Origin of the sequence: Roseibium algae, from assembly GCF_037783265.1 — a bacterium.
Lineage (GTDB): Bacteria > Pseudomonadota > Alphaproteobacteria > Rhizobiales > Stappiaceae > Roseibium > Roseibium algae.
Window position 1 is genome coordinate 20,333 of sequence record NZ_JBAKIA010000023.1, and the last position, 18,463, is coordinate 38,795.

Consider the following 18,463-nt stretch of genomic DNA (forward strand, 5'->3'; position numbering starts at 1 on the left):
TTATCCTTTCGATAACTTAATACCGATCAGCTAGCTTTGTATCATGTTGAGTTTTCAGACCTGTGAGGCGGCGCGACTTGCTCGTGATCCTCAATTTGACGGAGTGTTTTTCGTCGGTGTCAAAACATCGAAAATCTACTGCCGCACTGTTTGCCCGGTCAGACAACCATTGTCGAAAAATGTTGTCTACTTCCCAACGCCCTCTGCGGCGGAGGCAAACGGCTATAGGCCTTGCCTGAGATGCCGACCAGAAACAGCGCCCAGATCAGCGGCCTGGAACGGAACATTTACGACCGTCTCCCGCGCCATGAAGTTAATTGAGAAAGGCGCGCTAAATGAGGGCAGTATCCGGGAACTGGCGGAAAGACTGGGCATCGGAGAGCGACATTTGTCCCGGCTGTTCAGACAACATGTGGGTGCCACTCCCCTTCAGGCGGCAAGGACAATACGATTGCAGCGTGCCAAGCGTCTGCTGGATGAGAGTGAACTCAAGATAACCGAGGTCGCGTTTCAAGCTGGATTTGGCAGCGTTCGCCAGTTCAACGCCACATTTTCGGAAAAGTACCGTTGTTCACCTTCTCAATACCGGATCAAACGTCGAAGCTCACACAAAACAGAATGAACCGCAGCGGAATGACGATCTGGACATGTCCCGTTTTCATGCCGCCCCCGGCGCCCGTTTTTCTCCAGCTTTCGATGATGACCTGGGCCTCGCGCAGATATGTGAAGATCTCTCCGTTCAACAGTTCATCGCGCAAGCGCGCATTGAAGTTTTCGCAATAGCCATTCTACCATGGTGAGCCGGGTTCGATATAGGCGGATGGATGGAACCTAAGCCAACCCACCGACGAACCCGGACGTCTCGCATTCATGGTGGAGAGCCAGCCGGAACAGACCCCAACATGAACCGACGGGGCCGACGCTATCTACCGCGTTATACCACTGTCTTGTCAGTTCCAGAGGCATCGGTACGATGCTTGGTCGATCATTTTAACAACACGCCGCGAAAGTACCTCGAATGGAAAACGCCAGCAGAAGTCTTCAAGCAGAAAATGCTGGAGACTTGAGAGACAGCCCCCTACCCTGAAAACCACAGAAATCGCACTTCAACTATCGCTCACAATACAGTCGGGAATGTGTTGCCATTCGCGTGAAGCGAAAGTTGAATTCAACCGAAGTGATTGATGCCCTGACGGACCTGTTCATTCTCCGAGGCGTGCCTGAATATATCCGATTAGACATAGGCCTTGATTGTGGCCCCAGCCGTCAGGGACTGGATTAAAGCAGTCTACAAAAATCTTTGCGACACCCCATCCTGTTTCGTAGAGAGTAGCTTGCACCATAGGTTGCTGTGATGGATATTACAGCTTATATTCCTTGCTAGGATCATAATGCGCGAGTGTTTCGGCGAAGCGGCTATTGACGTATGAACCGGAGGTGATGGGTTCGTATCGTGCAGGATGGGTTTCATCCACGCAGCTTTCGAGCGGTTCAATCACAGCGTTGTAGTTCGGCCCGAAGAAGAACGGGATCGAATAGCGCTCCAGCCCTGATCGGTTAATCGCACGATGAATTGTTGAGGTGAACAGGTCATTGGTCCAGCGGGCCATCTGGTCACCAACATTCACGACAAAATGGCCAGGCAACGGCGGCGCTGAAATCCATTCGCCATTCGTATTGAGGGCCTGAAGCGCCGAGATTTTATCCTGACACAAGATGGTGAAACACTCATAATCGGAATGCGCACCAATTCCTATCTGGCGGTCGTCAATCTCGCCAAATTGCGGCGGATAATGGAGCAGGCGAAGAGTTGCCAGCGGCTTGTCGACCAAGTCATCGAAGTGGTCTTCTTCTAGTTCCAGAGCCAGCGCGAAGGCATGCAAGAGTTGGTGACTGAGTTTGATCATTTCTGCGTAATATGCTTCGACGCTCTGGCGAAATTTCCCATCGTCTTCCGGCCATTGGTTCGGACCATAAAGAACCGCGCCAGCGGTCACATCTTCATCGTCTTCGGGCACTTCCAGGGCCATGTCGAAACTTTCATGAAGATCTCCACGGGCAGTCGGGTCGGTGTTCTCTTCTAACAAGGCCGCATATCCGCGGTTGTTTTTGGATTTGGCAACATGAATTGCCATCTTTTCATCGGTGGCTTGTGCAAAGAAACGCCGTGCAGTACCGAAGGCATCATCGATGACGGATTGTGGGACGTTGTGATTTTTGATGTAGAAGAAGCCGACTTCGGTACAGGCTCTTCGCAGATCAGTGGCAAGTTGTGTTTTGGTGTCCGGATCGCCGTTGAAGATCGGCGCCAGATCAATCACAGGCAAGCTGTCAAATGGGACAGGAGCAGCATCGAGACCGCTGTCTTTGAGCAGGCGAGTCCCGTTACCCGTATTTAGTTTAGCCATGTCATTCTCCATTATTCTTTCAATTCCTGTGGGGTTTGGGAAGAAGTGCCAGCCTGGATACTCAAAGATTCCACGTAGTAGCGCGGTCCGACAAAGGTGAAGCCCGGCTGAAAATAGCTCTTACAAAAGTCGATGAATGCCCTTGTTTTAGGGGCCATATAACGCTGGTCTGGCACACGAATGCAGATCGGGCGCGCCTCTGTCTGCCATTGCGGCAGAACAGGAACCAGATGGTTATAACGGCATTCAAGCTCGGTGAAAAACTGCGGCAGCAGTGCAATACCAGCGCTGGCAACTGTGAAATATTTCAGTGTCCAGTAATCGTTGGCGACGATGTCTCCGGTAGGTTGCACTTCAACGGACTGTTTTTTACGTTTTAGCTTCCAGGACTGGATGCCATCGGCTGTCCGGTAGAGCACCCCGCGATGGTTGGAAAGGTGTGCAGTCTCAATGGGAGTACCGAGCTGGCTCAAGTAGTGGGGGCTGGCATAAAGTCCATGAGTTACGGTGGTCAGGACTTCTGCATGGCGATCGACGCCGCCGGCTTCGTCGAAAGACAGGACTGCGTCGAAAATACGCTGGCGTGACAGGTCGAGGAAGACTGAGGGCGAGAAGAAAACGAGGTCAAGCTGTATCCTGGGATAGGCTTGGCGGAACGCGCTAAGCATCTGCGCGTTGAGTGCTGTTCCGAATTCGCCGGTCGCTCCAATCTTGATCACACCTGCTGCTTCTTCGTGAACTAAACTGACGGCCGCACTAGCGTCGTCGCAGAGTGCAAGAATTTGACGTGCCCGCTCAAGAAGGACACAACCTGCATCTGTTAGTTCTAGGGTCTTTCCGCGGCGAGTGAACAATTCCGCGCCAATCTGCCCCTCAAGCTGCCTTAATCTCAGGCTGATTGTTGACTTGGGTAAATCATAAAGCCTGGCAGCAGCTGACAAGGAATGAGATTCTGCAATTTTTACAAAGGCTTCAAGAGATTGAAAATCCATAAAGACTGTCCAGTATTATAGACGATATTGCAGGTTTTATGCGGAAAATTGCGCCTTGAATGAACAATGGTACCGTGATTGAATTCAATTCACAAGAACTAAAACCATGGGTTTTCCCTGAATTTTTTGCAATTTTGGGGAGCCTGTCACCTATGAGGGTTCCTGATGAAATTACGTTTCTGGCATGCCGCTGCTTTCTCCGTAACTGCCTTGTTTAGCTCACATGCTGCAGATGCTTTCGAGCTCAAAAGCGATCCGAAGATTGCATTCATCTATGCTGCAACGGCAAAGGATGGCGGCTGGAACGAAGCCATCGATAACGGCCGGGAGATTTTGGAAGCTGAACTTGGTATCGATGTCGCTGTGGCGGAGAACATCCCGGAAGAAGCGACCCGCTTGCGGGCGGCCATCGATTTGTATGTAAAGCGTGGCTTTAACATCATTGTCGGGACCACCTACGGTTATTCTGAGGCTATGAATGAAGCCGCTGAAGCTTATCCGGATGTTGCGTTCTTCAATGCCTCAGGCGTGCATAATAGTGACAATATGGAAAGCTTCTATGCACGCACATATCAGGCTTGGTACCTCGCCGGCATTGCGGCAGCCGATGGTTCTGAAGCAGGTAAGATAGGCATGCTGGCGGGCTTCCCCGTTGGTGTCGTGAACTGGGACATCAACGGATTTGCGCGGGGAGCTCAGTCGGTCAAACCCGACATTGAAACTTATGCAACCTTCACCAACAGCTGGTGGGATCCGGTAAGGGAAGGCCAGGTGGCTGAGGCACTGCTCGATCAAGGGGCTGATGTGATCGCCACAGACCTATCCGCAGCCTCGGCTCTGAAGGCGGCTGAAGAACGTGGGGCAAACTCCATTGGGTATCAGCTCGACATGTCTCCCTCCGCTCCTGAAGGTATTGCCACGTCAGTGGTCTTCCATTGGGACAAGTATCTAGTTCCGCGCATCAAGTCGGTGATTGATGGATCCTGGCAGCCGGAAGAGTGGGGCTGGTTCGGCGGGCTTGAGACCGGAGTGATTGGTCTGGCACCATTCGGCCCCAGTGTTACCCAAACGACCAAAGAGAAGATCGAGGCAGCTAAGGCAGCCATGATAGTTGGTGACTTGAACCCGTTTGCGGGGCCTTTGAAGACAAATGCAGATGAAATAAAGGTGCCCGAGGGCGAAATTCTACCGGATGAAGATCTGTGGTCTATGGACTTCTTTGTGGAAGGGATAACCGGAACCATGCCTGCCAGCAAATGATGTCCAAGATAAAAACGCTGTTGAAGTCGCCCGGCTCCCATAAGGCTGGCGGACGTCCACCAGCCTTATTGTTGCAAGGTATTGATAAGACGTTCGATGGCAAGAAAGTTCTGTCTTGTGCGGGTTTTCGTCTGGAATGGGGCGAGGTGCATGCTCTCGTTGGTGAAAATGGCGCGGGGAAATCAACGATAATGAATGTCGCGACAGGGGTTTATGCACCTGACTGCGGCAAGGTGATAGTGGATGGCCGGGATGTGCCGCTGCGCAATCCGGCGGACGCGATTGTTGCTGGAATCGGTATGGTTCATCAACATTTTCGTCTCGTGGGCCGTTTTACGGTGGCGGAGAATGTGGCGTTGGCACTTGGCGGTGCAGGCCGCAGGTGCAGCATCGGCGAGGCTGCACATTTGATCGAAGAAAAGTCAGGTGAATTGGGCTTCTCACTGGACCCGAACGCGCGAGTTGAACGCATTTCCGTTGCCGAACAGCAGAGGGCGGAAATCGTCAAAGTCTTGCTCCTGGGGGCAGGCATTATGATCCTGGACGAGCCCACTGCAGTGCTGACACAGGGTGAGACCCGGGGCCTGTTATCGTTGCTGCAGCGTTTGGCCCTTGCCGGGCATGCGGTGGTTCTCATCACACACAAGTTGCAGGAGGTTGCAGATCATTGCGACCAGATTACGGTCATGACCCAGGGCAGGACTGTTCTGGACGCCGCGCCAATGGCAGTAACAACGATAGCGCAGGTCACACAGCTGGCATTCGGTGAGGTGAAAGAGAAACCACCGGTTCAGATGGGCCACTTTGGTGACGAGCTTCTCCGGATCGAGGATTTAGAAGTCGGGGACGGCGCCGTGACACTTGAAGGGCTGACGCTGTCGCTTCGTGCGGGTGAGATTTTCGGAATTGCCGGAGTGGGAGGCAATGGTCAGTCGGAACTGGTTGCCTGCCTGAACGGACTGATCCGCCCGCTCGATGGGCGGATCGTGCTCACAGGCCTTGACCTGACAAACGCGTCTCCGGCGCAGCGGCGCAAGGCGGGTTTAAGGATCATTCCGGCAGACCGTTTCGACAGTGCCATGGCAGGGGATCTTACTCTGTCAGAGAACTTGACTTTGACCAGTCTGGACAGCGGGCGGTTTGGTCCCTGGTGGCGCATGTCGCGGAAAGCGATGATACGTGACGCGGAAAAAAGCCTCAAGGATTTCAATGTCCTGGGTGGCACCCCGGAGACCAAGGCGTCTCTATTGTCAGGCGGCAATGCCCAAAAAGTACTGCTTGCCCGCGAACTGTCGGCCGGGACCCGTGTTGTTGTTGCCCACTCGCCTGTGCGCGGACTTGACGTGCGCTCGGTGAATGCCGTTCTGGACCTCCTGGCAGAATCCGCAAAGGAAGGCGCTGCCTGTCTCCTGATCAGTGAGGACTTAGACGAGATCTTGCATATGTGCAGCTCTGTGGCGGTCTTGAATCGGGGTCGGCTCAGCGCGCCGTTGTCCGGTGCCGATCTGAACCCGACCCGGCTTGGAGAATTGATGGTCGGCCATGTTTGAAAGTACTCTTTTGATCCGCCGTCAGTCGGCTCCGGGATGGCTTAGCGGATTGTGCTATTTTGGCGGTCTGGCTTCTGGCTTGGGGCTCTCAGCACTCCTTTTGATGTTCATGGGAGTTTCATCGACGGATCTCTATCAGGAATTTGTGGTCCAGACTTTTATGACATTGCAGGGGTTGGACCAGACGGTTACGGCAGCTATTCCGCTGATTTTGGTCGGACTGGGGACTTCGCTGTCAATGCGGGTCAAGTTCTGGAATATTGGAATTGAAGGGCAACTGTGGTGCGGGGCAATGGCCGCAACCTGGGTTTCCGTAAATGATGTTGGGCCGGAACCGGTTCGGTTGTGGTTGATGATGTTTGCAGCGATGGCTGCAGGTGGAGCTTGGATTGCAATTGCTCTTGCCATGAAGCTTGCCTGGTCCGTCACTGAAGTCATTTCCACATTGCTTCTCGGTTCGATTGCTTTCTTCTGGGTGCAGCATATGCTGTTCGGCGCCTGGCGCGATACAGTAACCGGCTTTCCGACTTCACCCAGTTTTGATTCGGCCGAGCGACTTGATCTTTTGGGTTGGGGGCAGGTTCATGAGGGCCTCTGGATTGCGCTGACTGCCGTAGCGGTCTGTACTTGGCTGACCGATGTCAGTCGTTTCGGGCTTCAGGCCAAGGCAGTTGGCGCGAACCTGCGCACGGCCCGGGCAACAGGCTTGCCGGTACTGGGAACTGTGGCTGTGTTTGTTCTGGGCTCCGGCGCTTTGTGTGGATTGGCAGGGGGCGTTATTGCGGCCGGAACAGAGTACCGTCTTAGCCAGTCTATTGGCGCGGGCTACATTTTCAGCGGGATCGTGATTGCGTTTCTGGCCCGGGCCAATCCCCTGGGGGTTTTCGCGGTTGCTGTTGCTCTGGGGGGGATTACGACCGCCGGCGGGGTTCTGAAGGTCTTTTATGGCATCTCGGAGGCCGCTGTACTTATGGTGCAAGGCCTGGTGCTGCTCTCCGTATTAGCAGCGCAACTTTTTTCGGAGTACCGGCTGACGAATAGGAGGCCCGTATGATCGATTTGGTTCTGGCCTGGTTGACTGTACTTCCAAGCTTTACATTGCCCCTTTTGCTCGCGAGTCTCGGATTAATGATTTCCGAAAGGGCCGGGGTTTTGAACCTTTGTCCGGAAGGCCTGATGGCCGTTGGAGCTATGACCGGCGCGCTGTTGGTGCTTGCCGGTTATGATCCGATGCTAGCTGTTCTGGGGGGAGTACTAGCAGGCACCGCGCTGTCTTTGGTTTTCGGCGTGGCAGCGGTCGTGTTTCGTGCCGATCATACGCTTGCGGGCCTTGCCACAGTTGCGCTTGGCCTCGGGATAACCGGTGTTGTGGGACGGTCATCCATGCAAAAGCCGTTTGACGGTTTGGCCCGGTTATCGGATACGGCTTGGGGAGCGGGTCTACCAAGGCTACTGGGGCAACAAAATGTACTGCTGCCTGTTACACTGCTACTGCTGTTGCTTGTTTGGATCTGGCTCTTTCGCTCTCATTCAGGTTTGCGTTTGCGGGCGGTTGGAGAGGATCCAGCAGCGGCCGACGTGGTGGGCATAGATATACAGCTGACACAGCTCGGTGCCGTGTTGGCCAGCGGTGCGCTTGCGGGCCTCGCGGGGGCCTATCTGAGCGTAGCCTCTGCCCATGTCTGGGTGGAAGGCATGATTGCCGGGCGTGGTTGGGTAGCAGTGGCCATCGTAATTTTTGCGGGATGGCGCCCTGGGGGCGTTCTTCTTGGAGCTGCCCTTTTCGGCGGGGCGGAGGCCGCAATGTTACGTTTACAAACACTCGGCTTGGACTTTCCGATCTACCTCGGCGCTATGTTGCCCTATGTGCTGACCTTGGTAGTGTTCTGCATCGCATGCATCCGGCGCAGCGGAGACAATGGGGCTCCATCTGCCTTGGGCCGAACTTACTTGCGACAGGACAAGCACTGATAGCAGGATAAAACAGGCCTATGGCGGGCGCTAATTCCGAAGAGCACCGCCAGCAAATCGTTTTGTTCGCGGACACTCCATTGACCGGTAACGCCGAAACCCTTCTTGAGCCACAGCATGGCTTCAAAGTCGGTGATAGATTTTCTGGCTGAATTGAACGAGCGGAAACCGCCAACCTTCGGCATACTCTTCTTCACCCTGAAATGATCGCTCTCGATGCCTTGTTGCAAATGCTTGGTCACATAGTGCACAGGATCCGGAGGAAGCAGACCGCCGTCAACCGCGTCCCCGATGGCCGGAGGAAACGTGCCGGCACCATCGGTGCCGATTATGCCCGGTGACAGCAGCGGGGCACCCTTCAACATTTCTCGAAAGAACCGCTTGGCCGAATTCAGATTACGCTTTGCTGCCAGCAGGAAATCGACCGGATTTCCATGCTTATCGATGGCCTGATACAGATAGCGCCATTGGCCCTTGATGCGCACATAGCTCTCATCGATGCGGACCGAGCCGCAATGCGGTTTGCGGAACCGGCGTAGCCGCTTTTCGATCAGCGGCGCATACACCAAAACCCATCTGTTGATGGTGCTGTAGTCGAACTCAAAGCCGCGTTTCAGGAACATTTCTTCCAAGTCCCGATAGCTCAGCGGATAACGCAAGTACCAGGACACGGCCTGGATGATCAGCCAGGCCTCAAACTGTCTCCCTTTGAAGTCATCCTTCGATTGGCGTTTCAGTTTGTCGGCGATGGCACTGAGAACCATGACGCAGAACTCCAATTACAGGAGCGCTCTTTCAACAGCCAAATCTCAAGACACAGTTAACTCGACAAACTTTGCGACATGCCCCGTGTAAGCCCCCGAATTGTCAGGCTCAATCGCATTTACTTCATTACCGACAAAGCTTGACGGGTTTGACATTTGCAGTCTCCATAAGGGGCAAATACCCGGTTCAAATGATAGGAACAGACATTCTACCCGTAAATATGCATGGACATAATTATAGAAAACGATGTCTTTTCATCAAACCACAATCCAAAAGGAACCACCATGACTCGTCCTATTTTTGACCTTTCCGGTCGCACCGCTCTCGTCACAGGTGCCAGCCGTGGCATTGGTCAGGCGATTGCCATAGCCCTTGCTCAGGCTGGTGCGGATGTGGCCATTACTGCGCGGTTGGTTGGGAACCTAAGCGAAACCAAAGCCAAGGTTGAAAAGCACGGACGAAAATGTGTGGCACTGGCACAAGATGTGCGTGATGTAGAGTCTTGCACCTGCGTAACTGATAAAGCGGCGGAAGAGTTGGGCGGGCTATCGATTTTGATCAACAATGCCGGCTTTGAAAATGTATCTCCATCTCTTGATGTGGATGAGGCGCTTTGGGACCAGATCGTTTCTACCAACCTAAAGGGCGCATTCTTTTGCGCCCAAGCGGCGGGGCGAATTATGGAAAAGCAGCATGGTGGGGCGATCGTCAATCTGTGTTCGCTGACATCTTATGTCGGTATTCCGACGGCTGCACCTTATGGGGCCTCAAAATCCGGCCTGCTTGGTGTCACTCGCGCCTTGGCAACAGAATGGGCGCCGTACGGCATTCGCGTCAACGCAATAGCGCCGGGCTATTTCAGAACCGCGATGACCGAAGTTTTCTATGAAAACGAAGACTGGCAAGCCACGATGCTCGATAAAATTCCTCAGCGCCGCTTTGGCAAAGGCAGCGACATTGGTGGTGTCGCCGTCTTTTTATGCAGCGATGCATCCGCCTATATTACTGGCCACTGCTTGCCGGTTGATGGCGGGTTTCTGGCGTCGATTTAAAGTTTTGATTGGGGTGAGCCAAAATGCGAAGACCTTCAGATTTGCCCAATAATAAGGCAATGCTCACACAGAGTAAAAATTACGCATTTTCGTTGACTGAGCATATATGCACATGTATATACAAGTTAATAAAACTCAGACTGATTTGCCGATCAATGTTCAGTACCCATCGGGTACTGGGCGTTTATTGTGGGGCAATTTTAATATCTTAACTGATTTTGATGCGCTTCACACAAGTTCTGGAATGCTGTCGTGGCATCAGGCAATAGGACACAAGGCTCCGCAGTGCTAAGGCCATTACGTGGAGAAAAGCAGGGGACCATAATGGACGCGAGCGCCTCCAATCTCCATGCGGCTGATGACATCGCCGTTTCAGTTAAGAACGTCTCAATGGTGTTCGGCGATGTGCATGCGGTTGATGACGCGTCTTTTGATTTGCCCGAAGGAAAATTCCTTACAATCCTCGGTCCATCAGGCTCGGGCAAAACCACGCTATTGCGCATGATTGCAGGTTTTGACATGCCGACTAGGGGGGAGATTTTCATCAAAAATCAACCGGTCAGCGCTATTCCTCCGCACAAACGTGCCATCGGCATGGTCTTTCAAAAGCTCGCCCTTTTTCCCCATATGACGGCTGCGGAGAACGTTGCCTTCCCGTTGAAAATGCGCCGCTATCAAGTGCGCACGATCCCGGACAAGGTTCAGCATTATCTCGAACTTGTGCGCCTTGGCGGCTATGGTGAGAGGCGCATCAATGAGCTTTCAGGCGGTCAGCAACAGCGTGTTGCCATTGCCCGCGCTTTGGTGTTTGAACCCGACCTCTTATTGCTTGATGAACCGTTGGCAGCCCTTGATCGCAAGCTGCGCGAAGAGATGCAGCTCGAATTCCGCCGCATTCAAAAAGAGCTTGGCGTGACTACAATCAACGTCACCCATGACCAGCGCGAAGCCCTAGTAGTGTCTGATGAAATCATAATCATGAATAACGGAGCAATTCAACAAAAGGCAGCTCCCGTTGGGGCGTACCGCGCACCAGCCAATGCATTTGTGGCCAATTTCATTGGCGTGACCAACTTTGTTGAAGGCAAAGTCAGCAAACTGACAGACCAAAGCGTCGAATTCGAAGCCGATGGTGTGACCCTGTCGGGGACACTTGTTGAGCAAACTGATGGGCTGCGCGTTGGCGCGAATTGTTCGGGTGCGGTCCGTGCCGAGCAAATCCGTATCACCTCCAGAGACGGGCACCTTGATAGCCTAGATTCCATCGTGCAGGGCAAGGTTATTGACTGCATTTTTGAGGGCGAGCGCGTTGTCTACGAAATCCTAATTTCTGAACTTGGTGATACGCTGATGCGTGTCTTCGACCATGATCAGGAATCGCATTTGCAATTTGGTCCCGGTGACGATGTGCGTCTTGGCTGGAATGCAAGGGATATGCAGGTCTTTAAAAAGTGACCACTAAAGGTCCAGCCAGAGGAGAATGTAAAATGTCGCATGATACAATTCTTTCAACAAAGATCCGTCGACGCAGTTTACTTGCGTCAGTTGCCGTAATCGCCGCTGCCGCTGGTGTCTCATCGCTTGGCGTGAACCGTGCGTTTGCGCAGGAACCTGAAAAGCCATCAGAAATCATCGTGCGCGCCTGGGGCGGCAGCTGGGTGGAGGCACTTAAAGCTGGTGTGTCTGACAGCTTCACCGAAATGACAGGCATCGCAGTTCGCCACGACTTGACGGAAGACAATGAAATTCAGCCAAAGATCTGGGCTGCGGTTGCGCAAGGTCGCGTTCCGCCAATCCACATCAACTGGGACACCACAACCAACGCCACCAAATCAGCTTTGCGCGGCGTGACGGAAGACCTCTCTGATCTGCCAAACCTCAAAGACACCACAGATCTTGCAAAGCCAGTTGGGCTTGAGGGCTACCCGATCGTCAACACCTACGGCTATGTCTATGTTCTGGCCTATCGCCCGGAAGCTTTCCCGGATGGTCCGCCAAAGTCATGGAAAGATCTGCTTGATCCGAAACTCAAGGGTCGCATTGCGCTCTACAATGATGGCATCGGCTTCCACTTCCCGGCACAAGTCGCCGGTGGCGGAAGTCTTGACGGCATTCCAGATGACATGCAGCCATGCTGGGATTTCATAAATGAAATCAAAGCACAGCAGCCACTTCTCGGCGAAGATCCGGACTTCACAACATGGTTCCAGAACGGCGAAATCGACGCGGCCTGCACCATCTCCACCAATGCCCGCGAAGCCAAGAAAAACGGCATAGACATCGCTTGGGTGGTTCCTGAAGAAGGTGCTAAGTTCGACACCGACGGGCTTTGGATTCCAAAAGGCCTGCCGGAAAACGAGCTGTATTGGGCCAAGCAGTATATCAACCATGCTTTGACCAAAGGTGCTCAGCAGGTGTGGCTTGATGGCTTGGGCTTGCCCGGCGTCATTCCTGGCCTGACACCGCCTGCGGATCTGATCGGCGACCCATCCTACCCGGTCACCCCGGAGCAGTTCAAACACCTCATTCGCGTCTCGTCAAAGATTCAGGTCGAGCATGAAAGCGAATGGTTCGCGAAGTTCAAGGAAATCATGCAGGGCTAATCAATGCTCTCTTAGCCTGCCGCTGCTCCCTTCGGCGGCGGGCGCTTTATGGTTCTGAACAAGGATTGGTGTCATGCGCGCTCCCCGTGCACAGTATCCCCTGATATGGCGCACTATGGATGCGTTGGAACGCTTTGCGGAACTAGTTTGGCCGTCACGGTTCCAGCCGGGTCTGCCCTATGTCATGCTGCTGCCGGCCCTCGTCCTTGTTGGATTACTTGTTGTGGGGCTGATCCAAATCGGTGATGCAAGTCTTCGTACTCTTGACACCAAAACATTCTTGACCTCCGAGAATTATACGCTGGCCAATTACCAACGCGTGCTCACAGAAGGTTTCTTTTTCAAAGTGGCCAGCCGCAGCCTCATGGGCGCGCTGATTGTCACGCTCGTCACACTAATCTTTGCCTTCCCCTATGCCTATTTGATGGTGCGTACACCATCCTCCACTTTGCGAAAATTTTTGCTTGTCGCGTTGTTCCTGCCGTTCTTCATTGGCCAGGTGGTGCGTGCTTATGGCTGGCTCATCATTTTGGGTAATCAGGGCGTGGTCAATGATGCCTTGGGTCTTGTCGGCGTGTCCCCTATCCGCCTGCTTTATAATTATCCGGCGGTTCTGTTTGGTCTGGTGCAGTATATGTTGCCCTTTGCGGTTCTAATGTTGGCTCCGGCTTTGACCGCTATTCCGAGCGAACTTGAATCAGCGGCCAGCTCCTTAGGGGCGGGCTGGGTGAAAACTTTCCGCTATGTGGTTTTACCACTCTCAAAACCCGGTCTGATTGGGGCGGGTCTGGTAGTCAGCACCTTGTCACTGACTGATTTTGCCCTTCCGGCAATTCTTGGCGGCGGCACGCAGGATTTCATCGCCAATGCAATCTACGACCAATTCTTCCGCACCTCTGATCAAGGCCTGGGTGCCACGCTGTCGCTGATGCTGGTGGCCGTGGGCTCCATTCTTGTGGGGGTCGTCTTCATGCTCTTTGGCGCTGGCACTCTGGCAATGGGGGATGATGGCAAGTGAGCGACAGCACTAGCAAATCTCTCGTCATCTGGGCCTTTGTCGCCACAGCCATCGTCATGCTGTCCGCCCCCACCATTGTGGTCTTGGGTGCATCATTTACGGCCGGAAACATCATAACATTCCCGCCCGATGGCCTTTCTTTGAAATGGTATGCCTCCATTGCCCAAGCCAGTGATCTGCGTCAGGCTTTCGTGCGCTCGCTCATTGTCGCGACGATTTGCACGCTGATTGCCATACCCGCAGGAACGCTTGCAGGTATTGCGCTGGTCAAATACCGGGTGCGGTTTGCGCGCTCAATCCAGATCTACCTGCTTTTGCCATTCACAATCCCTCTGATTGGGTCAGGTATCGGCATGATGCTGGCCTTCGGCAAGATAGGCGTTTTGGGCAGTCTCTGGCCGGTTGGAATTGCCTGCTGTGTAATCAATTTGCCGTTCATGATCTGGGCGGTCACCGCAAGCGCCAGAAATCTATCGCCTGATCTAGAACTCGCTGCCGCCAATTGCGGTGCGCCACCGCTGCAACGCTTTCTCTACATCACACTTCCTGCCGTTCTTCCTGGCGTGATCACCGGATCGCTTTTGATGTTCATTCTTGCGCTCAATGAATTCTTGGTCAGCCTGTTGTTGGTTGATGCGCGCATTGTGACGCTGCCAGTACAAATCTACAATTCTATCCGCTCCATCATCACACCTGATCTCGCGGCAATTTCCGTAGTGTTTATTGTTTGCGCAGGACTTGTGATTGCTCTTTTGGACCGGCTCGTCGGCCTTGATTTTTTCCTCAAATCAAAATGAAACTACGGTCCCTTTCGGGGCTGATACGAAGGACAAGACTATGACGAACGTGTCTTTTTATGAGTATGCCAAGCTCAATACGGAAGAAAAAAAAGCCCTGCTTCGCCGCTCTGAAACAGACCTTTCCGGCTTTATTGAAAAAGTTGCACCCATCATCGAGGCTGTACGCACCGAGGGTGATTCAGCCGTGGCGCGTTTCGGACGCGAGCTTGATAGAGCCGATGTGAGTGAGGCCAATATCAAGGTCACTGAGGCCGAATTTGACGAGGCTTTCAAGTTGGTCGATGAGAGCGTTATTGAGTCTATCCAGTTTGGCATCAGCAATATCCGCACCTTCCATGAAGAGCAAAAACCTGAGGCCATGTGGCTCAAGGAAATCCGTCCCGGCGCTTTTGCCGGTGACCGCTTTACACCGATCCAGTCCGTCGCGCTCTATGTGCCACGAGGCAAGGGCTCGTTCCCATCTGTTACCATGATGACCTCGATCCCGGGTGTTGTCGCAGGCGTGCCAAGCCTCGCTATCGTAACGCCACCTGCACCCGATGGCAAAGTGGATGCGGCAACATTGGTCGCAGCACGTCTTGCAGGTGTGGAAAGCGTTTACAAAGTGGGGGGCGCGCAGGCAGTTGCGGCGGTCGCCTATGGCACTGAGACCATCAAGCCAGCGCTCAAGATCGTTGGCCCAGGTAGCCCTTGGGTGGTGGCAGCCAAACGCAGCCTGTCGGGCATCATCGACACAGGCCTGCCTGCTGGCCCTTCAGAAGTCATGGTGCTGGCCGATGACACCGTGCATGGTGGTCTTGCAGCACTTGATCTACTTATTGAGGCGGAACACGGGCCGGATTCATCGGCCTATCTGGTCACCCATAGCCAGCGCGTGGTGGATGAAGCGCTTGCAGCTCTGCCGGAGCATTGGGCCAAGATGACCGAGCAGCGTGTTGAGTTTTCCAAAACAGTGCTCACCGGCAAGACCGGCGGCATTGTGCTCACCTCTTCGATTGAGGAGAGCTACGACTTCGTCAATGCCTATGCGCCTGAGCATTTGGAACTTCTCTCCGAACAGCCTTTCGTGCATCTCGGTCACATCACCGAAGCGTCAGAAGTCCTGATGGGCACACATACGCCGGTCAGCATCGGCAATTTTGCCCTTGGCCCGAATGCGGTGCTGCCAACCAGCCGTTGGGCGCGAACCTTTGGCCCGCTTTCGGTGAGCGACTTCGTCAAGCGCAGTTCCATAGGTTATGTCACTCCCCCGGCCTATCCGGAATTCGCTAAGCACTCGTATAATCTAGCACTTTATGAAGGCTTCTCATCCCACGCTCTTGCGGTTTCGCCTGTGCGTGATGCCTATCTGAAAAAGGACAGCTGAGCCATGAAAGCTGTCCGACTGTATGAGGCCATGGAACTACGCGTTGAAGAGGTGGGCTCCCCCTCCTCTCCACCCGCAGGCTTTGTCAATCTCAAGGTCAGGGCGGCGGGTATTTGCGGCTCTGATCTGCACAATTTTCGCACAGGTGAATGGATCAGCCGCAGCCCCTCGACCGCTGGTCATGAGTTCTGCGGTCGGGTGAGCGAGATCGGCGAAGGAGTGAGCAAGATTGCGGTTGGGGACCTGGTTGCGGTGGATTCCCGCGTCACCTGCGGTACCTGCCCTGCCTGCAAAAGCGGACTGAGCAACGTCTGTGAATCCATGGGCTTTGTGGGCGAAGCTTGCGACGGAGGCTTTGCCGAAATGGTGCAACTGCCTGTTGATCTGGTAGTCAATCATGAGCAGGACCTGTCACCGCGCATTGCCGCTATGGCCGAGCCTCTTGCCGTTGCGCTTCACGCTGTGCGGCGTCTGGCTTTGCCTACGGGTGAACCAGTTCTTGTGGTTGGCTGTGGCGCCATCGGCGGTTTGAGCGCCTTGGTCATATCTCACCTGCATGATGGCCCGCTGCTGCTCGCCGACCTCAATGCAGACAAATGCGCATTGGTCAGCCAGGCCACCGGCGGCAAGGCCGTCGCGCTCGACAAGGCCGAGATCAGCAGGGCTTTGGCTGAAAAACGCTTGCGCTATGCGCTCGATACCACGGGCAATGTCATCGCGATTGAAAAAGCGCTGAACCTCTTGGCAGGCGGCGGCGCACTGGGCCTGGTCGGCATTGGCCATGGTACGCTGGCGCTCGATCCGAAACGTCTGGTGGAATCCGAAACCTCTCTCATAGGCTGTCATGCCTATGCCGATGAATTGCCTGAGGCTGTCAAAATGTTGCCCTCTTTGGCTCGGGTGCTTGAGCGGTTTTGTGAGGTGCTGTCTTCGCTCGATGACATCCCCCAAGCCTACAAGTCATTGCTCGCAGGCGAAGGCAAGGCATTGAAAACCATCATCGAAGTAGCGGAGTAGGTTTTGCGTCCGAGTTTGCAGGGCAACTCTCAGCAAAAGAAAATGCCTGCGCGACATAGCAATTTCAACGTGATGCAGCGCTCTGAGTATGTTCAGTTGAACACAGGCACTGTAAAGGCCGGGCTTTAAAGCCGGTGCTGAGGACATAAAACCATGGACGCACTTTCGGACTCTGCAGCACCGCTTTATGAAAAGGTGAAAGACTTTGTGCTCCAAAATATCGGCAACGGCAAATGGTGTTTCAACAGCCGGCTTCCCTCAGAGAACGATCTCGTGACAACCCTCGGCGTCTCGCGCATGACCGTTAACCGTGCGCTGCGTGAATTGACATCTGAGGGACATCTGCGACGCATACAGGGCGTCGGCACTTTCATCGCCCCGCCCAAGCCGCAATCAACTTTGATTGAAATCTCCAATATAATTGCCGAAATTGAGGCGCGCGGCAGCAAACACCGCGCCGAAGTGGTCACGCTCGAACGCATTCAGGAACCAGCACCGGAGCTACTGCTGGCCTTCGAATTCGAGACCAGCAAGCCGGTTGATCATTCGGTTGTCATTCATTTTGAAAACAATGAACCGGTGCAGCTTGAAGAGCGTTTTGTCAATTCAGCGCTGGTGTCGGGATATGTTGATCAGAATTTCACAGCTATCGCCACCTATGACTATCTGCAAAACGCAACGCCGCTGACCGAGGTGGAACACCTGATCAGTGCCCTGCCTGCAGATGTTGAGAATGCCAAACTTCTGCAAATCCAGCCTGGTGACAGCTGCCTGGTCCTGCGTCGCAAAACCTGGAGCGGGTCGGACACCGCGACCGTGAACACGCTCACCTATGTCGGCAGCCGCTATACACTTGGCAGTCGTTATCTCCATGGCCAAAAACAAGCCTAAAAACGGGTTTGCCACAAGATTCGCCGCCGGACAGATCTTTCACGTTTTGGGAGCAACTTTTAGGGTTCTTCAATTTTTTAAACCTGAAGAGCACTGCAAGTAGATCGGTAATCCAACCATTTTTAACGGGGAACAACCGTAGAATTCAGGCGGCCATTTTAAGTTTCATGAAGAGGATTACACCGCCGATGCCCATGTTGGGTCGCTCATTATTGTAAGTCCAGAGCCAATCGGTTGCCTGGTCCTGTCCCTCCTCGATGGTTTCAGGCCCCGGTGGGCGTTAGCCCAATACCCCCGTTCTTGGGGCACTGTGTGGTCGTTTTGTGTTGTCGTATTTTCTCCAGCTTTCGATGATGACCTGTGCCTCGCGCAGAGATGTAAAGATCTCGCCATTCAGCAGTTCATCGCGCAAGCGCGCATTGAAGTTTTTGCAATAGCCATTCTCCCATGGCGGGCCGGGTTCGATATAGGCGGATGGATGGAACCTAAGCCAACCCACCGACAAACCCGGACGCCTCGCATTCATGGTAGAGAGCCATCCGGCACTGGCCGCGACATCCGCGCTTGCGACAGGTTTCATCGCGCTCGATCTCGATCATCCAATGGAACATAAGGTCTGCCCGGGCCTGTAATTCAGAAGCCTTGCGGTGGTGAACGTGGCTGCATGACCGGCAGATGAACTCGATCATCTGATCCGGGTCCAAATCACGGAGCTGGATTTCAGCTTTCCAGTTCACCAGAAATCCTCCGCACGTGGAATGCGGGTGTAG

18 protein-coding genes and 4 pseudogenes are annotated in these 18,463 nt (G+C 53.9%); 15 read left to right on the forward strand and 7 right to left on the reverse strand.

From position 1 onward, the window contains the following. Positions 1-43 precede the first annotated feature (43 nt). Positions 44-622, forward strand: a complete 579-nt coding sequence (locus V6575_RS21455) for a bifunctional transcriptional activator/DNA repair enzyme AdaA (protein WP_340277351.1) — start codon at positions 44-46, stop codon at positions 620-622. Positions 623-680: 58 nt separating this feature from the next. On the opposite strand, the pseudogene V6575_RS21460 reads toward V6575_RS21455, so the two are convergent. Further along, a pseudogene (locus V6575_RS21460) lies at positions 681-821 on the reverse strand (integrase core domain-containing protein); the annotation flags it as partial. A 3-nt stretch (positions 822-824) separates the two neighbouring features. On the opposite strand from V6575_RS21460, the gene V6575_RS21465 reads away from it, so the two are divergent. Then, entirely contained in the window at positions 825-1,067 is a 243-nt protein-coding gene (locus V6575_RS21465; RefSeq protein WP_340277385.1) for a hypothetical protein, read from the forward strand. A gap of 56 nt (positions 1,068-1,123) precedes the next feature. Continuing rightward, positions 1,124-1,289, forward strand: a pseudogene (locus tag V6575_RS21470) (IS3 family transposase); the annotation flags it as partial. Positions 1,290-1,361: 72 nt separating this feature from the next. Here the strand turns inward: V6575_RS21470 and V6575_RS21475 are convergent. Continuing rightward, positions 1,362-2,408, reverse strand: a complete 1,047-nt coding sequence (locus V6575_RS21475) for an isopenicillin N synthase family dioxygenase (RefSeq protein ID WP_340277352.1) — start codon at positions 2,406-2,408, stop codon at positions 1,362-1,364. An 11-nt stretch (positions 2,409-2,419) separates the two neighbouring features. Continuing rightward, a complete protein-coding gene (locus V6575_RS21480) occupies positions 2,420-3,400 on the reverse strand; it encodes a LysR family transcriptional regulator (protein ID WP_340277353.1) in 981 nt (326 codons plus the stop codon). A 165-nt stretch (positions 3,401-3,565) separates the two neighbouring features. On the opposite strand from V6575_RS21480, the gene V6575_RS21485 reads away from it, so the two are divergent. From V6575_RS21485 to V6575_RS21500, 4 genes are read left to right on the forward strand one after another with little or no spacing between them, the layout of a single operon-like run. Further along, positions 3,566-4,660 (forward strand): BMP family ABC transporter substrate-binding protein, encoded by a 1,095-nt coding sequence (locus tag V6575_RS21485; protein ID WP_340277356.1) that lies wholly within the window; start codon positions 3,566-3,568, stop codon positions 4,658-4,660. After that, positions 4,657-6,210, forward strand: coding sequence for an ABC transporter ATP-binding protein (locus V6575_RS21490; protein ID WP_340277358.1), 1,554 nt, complete (start codon positions 4,657-4,659; stop codon positions 6,208-6,210). Before V6575_RS21485 ends, V6575_RS21490 begins: the two co-directional genes overlap by 4 nt. Continuing rightward, complete coding sequence (locus V6575_RS21495; RefSeq protein ID WP_340277360.1) at positions 6,203-7,264, forward strand: ABC transporter permease; 1,062 nt, start codon at positions 6,203-6,205, stop codon at positions 7,262-7,264. Before V6575_RS21490 ends, V6575_RS21495 begins: the two co-directional genes overlap by 8 nt. Then, on the forward strand, positions 7,261-8,181 hold the full coding sequence (locus V6575_RS21500; protein WP_340277362.1) for an ABC transporter permease: 921 nt from the start codon (positions 7,261-7,263) through the stop codon (positions 8,179-8,181). Before V6575_RS21495 ends, V6575_RS21500 begins: the two co-directional genes overlap by 4 nt. On the opposite strand, the gene V6575_RS21505 is transcribed toward V6575_RS21500, so the two are convergent. Beyond that, entirely contained in the window at positions 8,157-8,945 is a 789-nt protein-coding gene (locus V6575_RS21505; RefSeq protein WP_340277364.1) for an IS6 family transposase, read from the reverse strand. The genes V6575_RS21500 and V6575_RS21505 overlap by 25 nt on opposite strands. 285 nt (positions 8,946-9,230) lie before the next feature. Between V6575_RS21505 and V6575_RS21510 the strand changes: the two genes are divergently transcribed. The 8 genes from V6575_RS21510 to hutC all read left to right on the forward strand — a co-directional run bounded on the left by V6575_RS21510 (position 9,231) and on the right by hutC (position 17,693). Further along, positions 9,231-9,998, forward strand: coding sequence for an SDR family NAD(P)-dependent oxidoreductase (locus tag V6575_RS21510; protein ID WP_340277366.1), 768 nt, complete (start codon positions 9,231-9,233; stop codon positions 9,996-9,998). 324 nt (positions 9,999-10,322) lie between these two features. Continuing rightward, positions 10,323-11,453 carry an ABC transporter ATP-binding protein gene (locus V6575_RS21515; RefSeq protein ID WP_340277368.1) on the forward strand — a complete coding sequence of 377 codons (1,131 nt, stop codon included), beginning with the start codon at positions 10,323-10,325 and terminating at the stop codon, positions 11,451-11,453. 32 nt (positions 11,454-11,485) lie between these two features. Further along, on the forward strand, positions 11,486-12,601 hold the full coding sequence (locus V6575_RS21520) for an ABC transporter substrate-binding protein (RefSeq protein ID WP_340277370.1): 1,116 nt from the start codon (positions 11,486-11,488) through the stop codon (positions 12,599-12,601). Between the two features lie 73 nt (positions 12,602-12,674). After that, entirely contained in the window at positions 12,675-13,619 is a 945-nt protein-coding gene (locus V6575_RS21525) for an ABC transporter permease (RefSeq protein ID WP_340277372.1), read from the forward strand. Further along, complete coding sequence (locus V6575_RS21530; RefSeq protein WP_340277374.1) at positions 13,616-14,416, forward strand: ABC transporter permease; 801 nt, start codon at positions 13,616-13,618, stop codon at positions 14,414-14,416. The genes V6575_RS21525 and V6575_RS21530 overlap by 4 nt, the downstream gene beginning before the upstream one ends. Before the next feature lie 40 nt (positions 14,417-14,456). Further along, a complete protein-coding gene (hisD, locus tag V6575_RS21535; RefSeq protein ID WP_340277376.1) occupies positions 14,457-15,785 on the forward strand; it encodes a histidinol dehydrogenase in 1,329 nt (442 codons plus the stop codon). Positions 15,786-15,788: 3 nt separating this feature from the next. Beyond that, positions 15,789-16,802 (forward strand): zinc-dependent alcohol dehydrogenase, encoded by a 1,014-nt coding sequence (locus V6575_RS21540; RefSeq protein ID WP_340277378.1) that lies wholly within the window; start codon positions 15,789-15,791, stop codon positions 16,800-16,802. A 153-nt stretch (positions 16,803-16,955) separates the two neighbouring features. Continuing rightward, positions 16,956-17,693 carry a histidine utilization repressor gene (gene hutC, locus V6575_RS21545; RefSeq protein ID WP_340277380.1) on the forward strand — a complete coding sequence of 246 codons (738 nt, stop codon included), beginning with the start codon at positions 16,956-16,958 and terminating at the stop codon, positions 17,691-17,693. 145 nt (positions 17,694-17,838) lie between these two features. On the opposite strand, the pseudogene V6575_RS21550 reads toward hutC, so the two are convergent. The 3 genes and pseudogenes from V6575_RS21550 to V6575_RS21560 form a co-directional block, all read right to left on the reverse strand. Beyond that, positions 17,839-17,958, reverse strand: a pseudogene (locus tag V6575_RS21550) (IS3 family transposase); the annotation flags it as partial. Between the two features lie 15 nt (positions 17,959-17,973). Further along, positions 17,974-18,168: pseudogene (locus V6575_RS21555) on the reverse strand (integrase core domain-containing protein); the annotation flags it as partial. A gap of 10 nt (positions 18,169-18,178) precedes the next feature. Next, a partial coding sequence (locus tag V6575_RS21560) for a hypothetical protein (RefSeq protein WP_340277383.1) occupies positions 18,179-18,463 on the reverse strand: 285 nt, incomplete at its 5' end.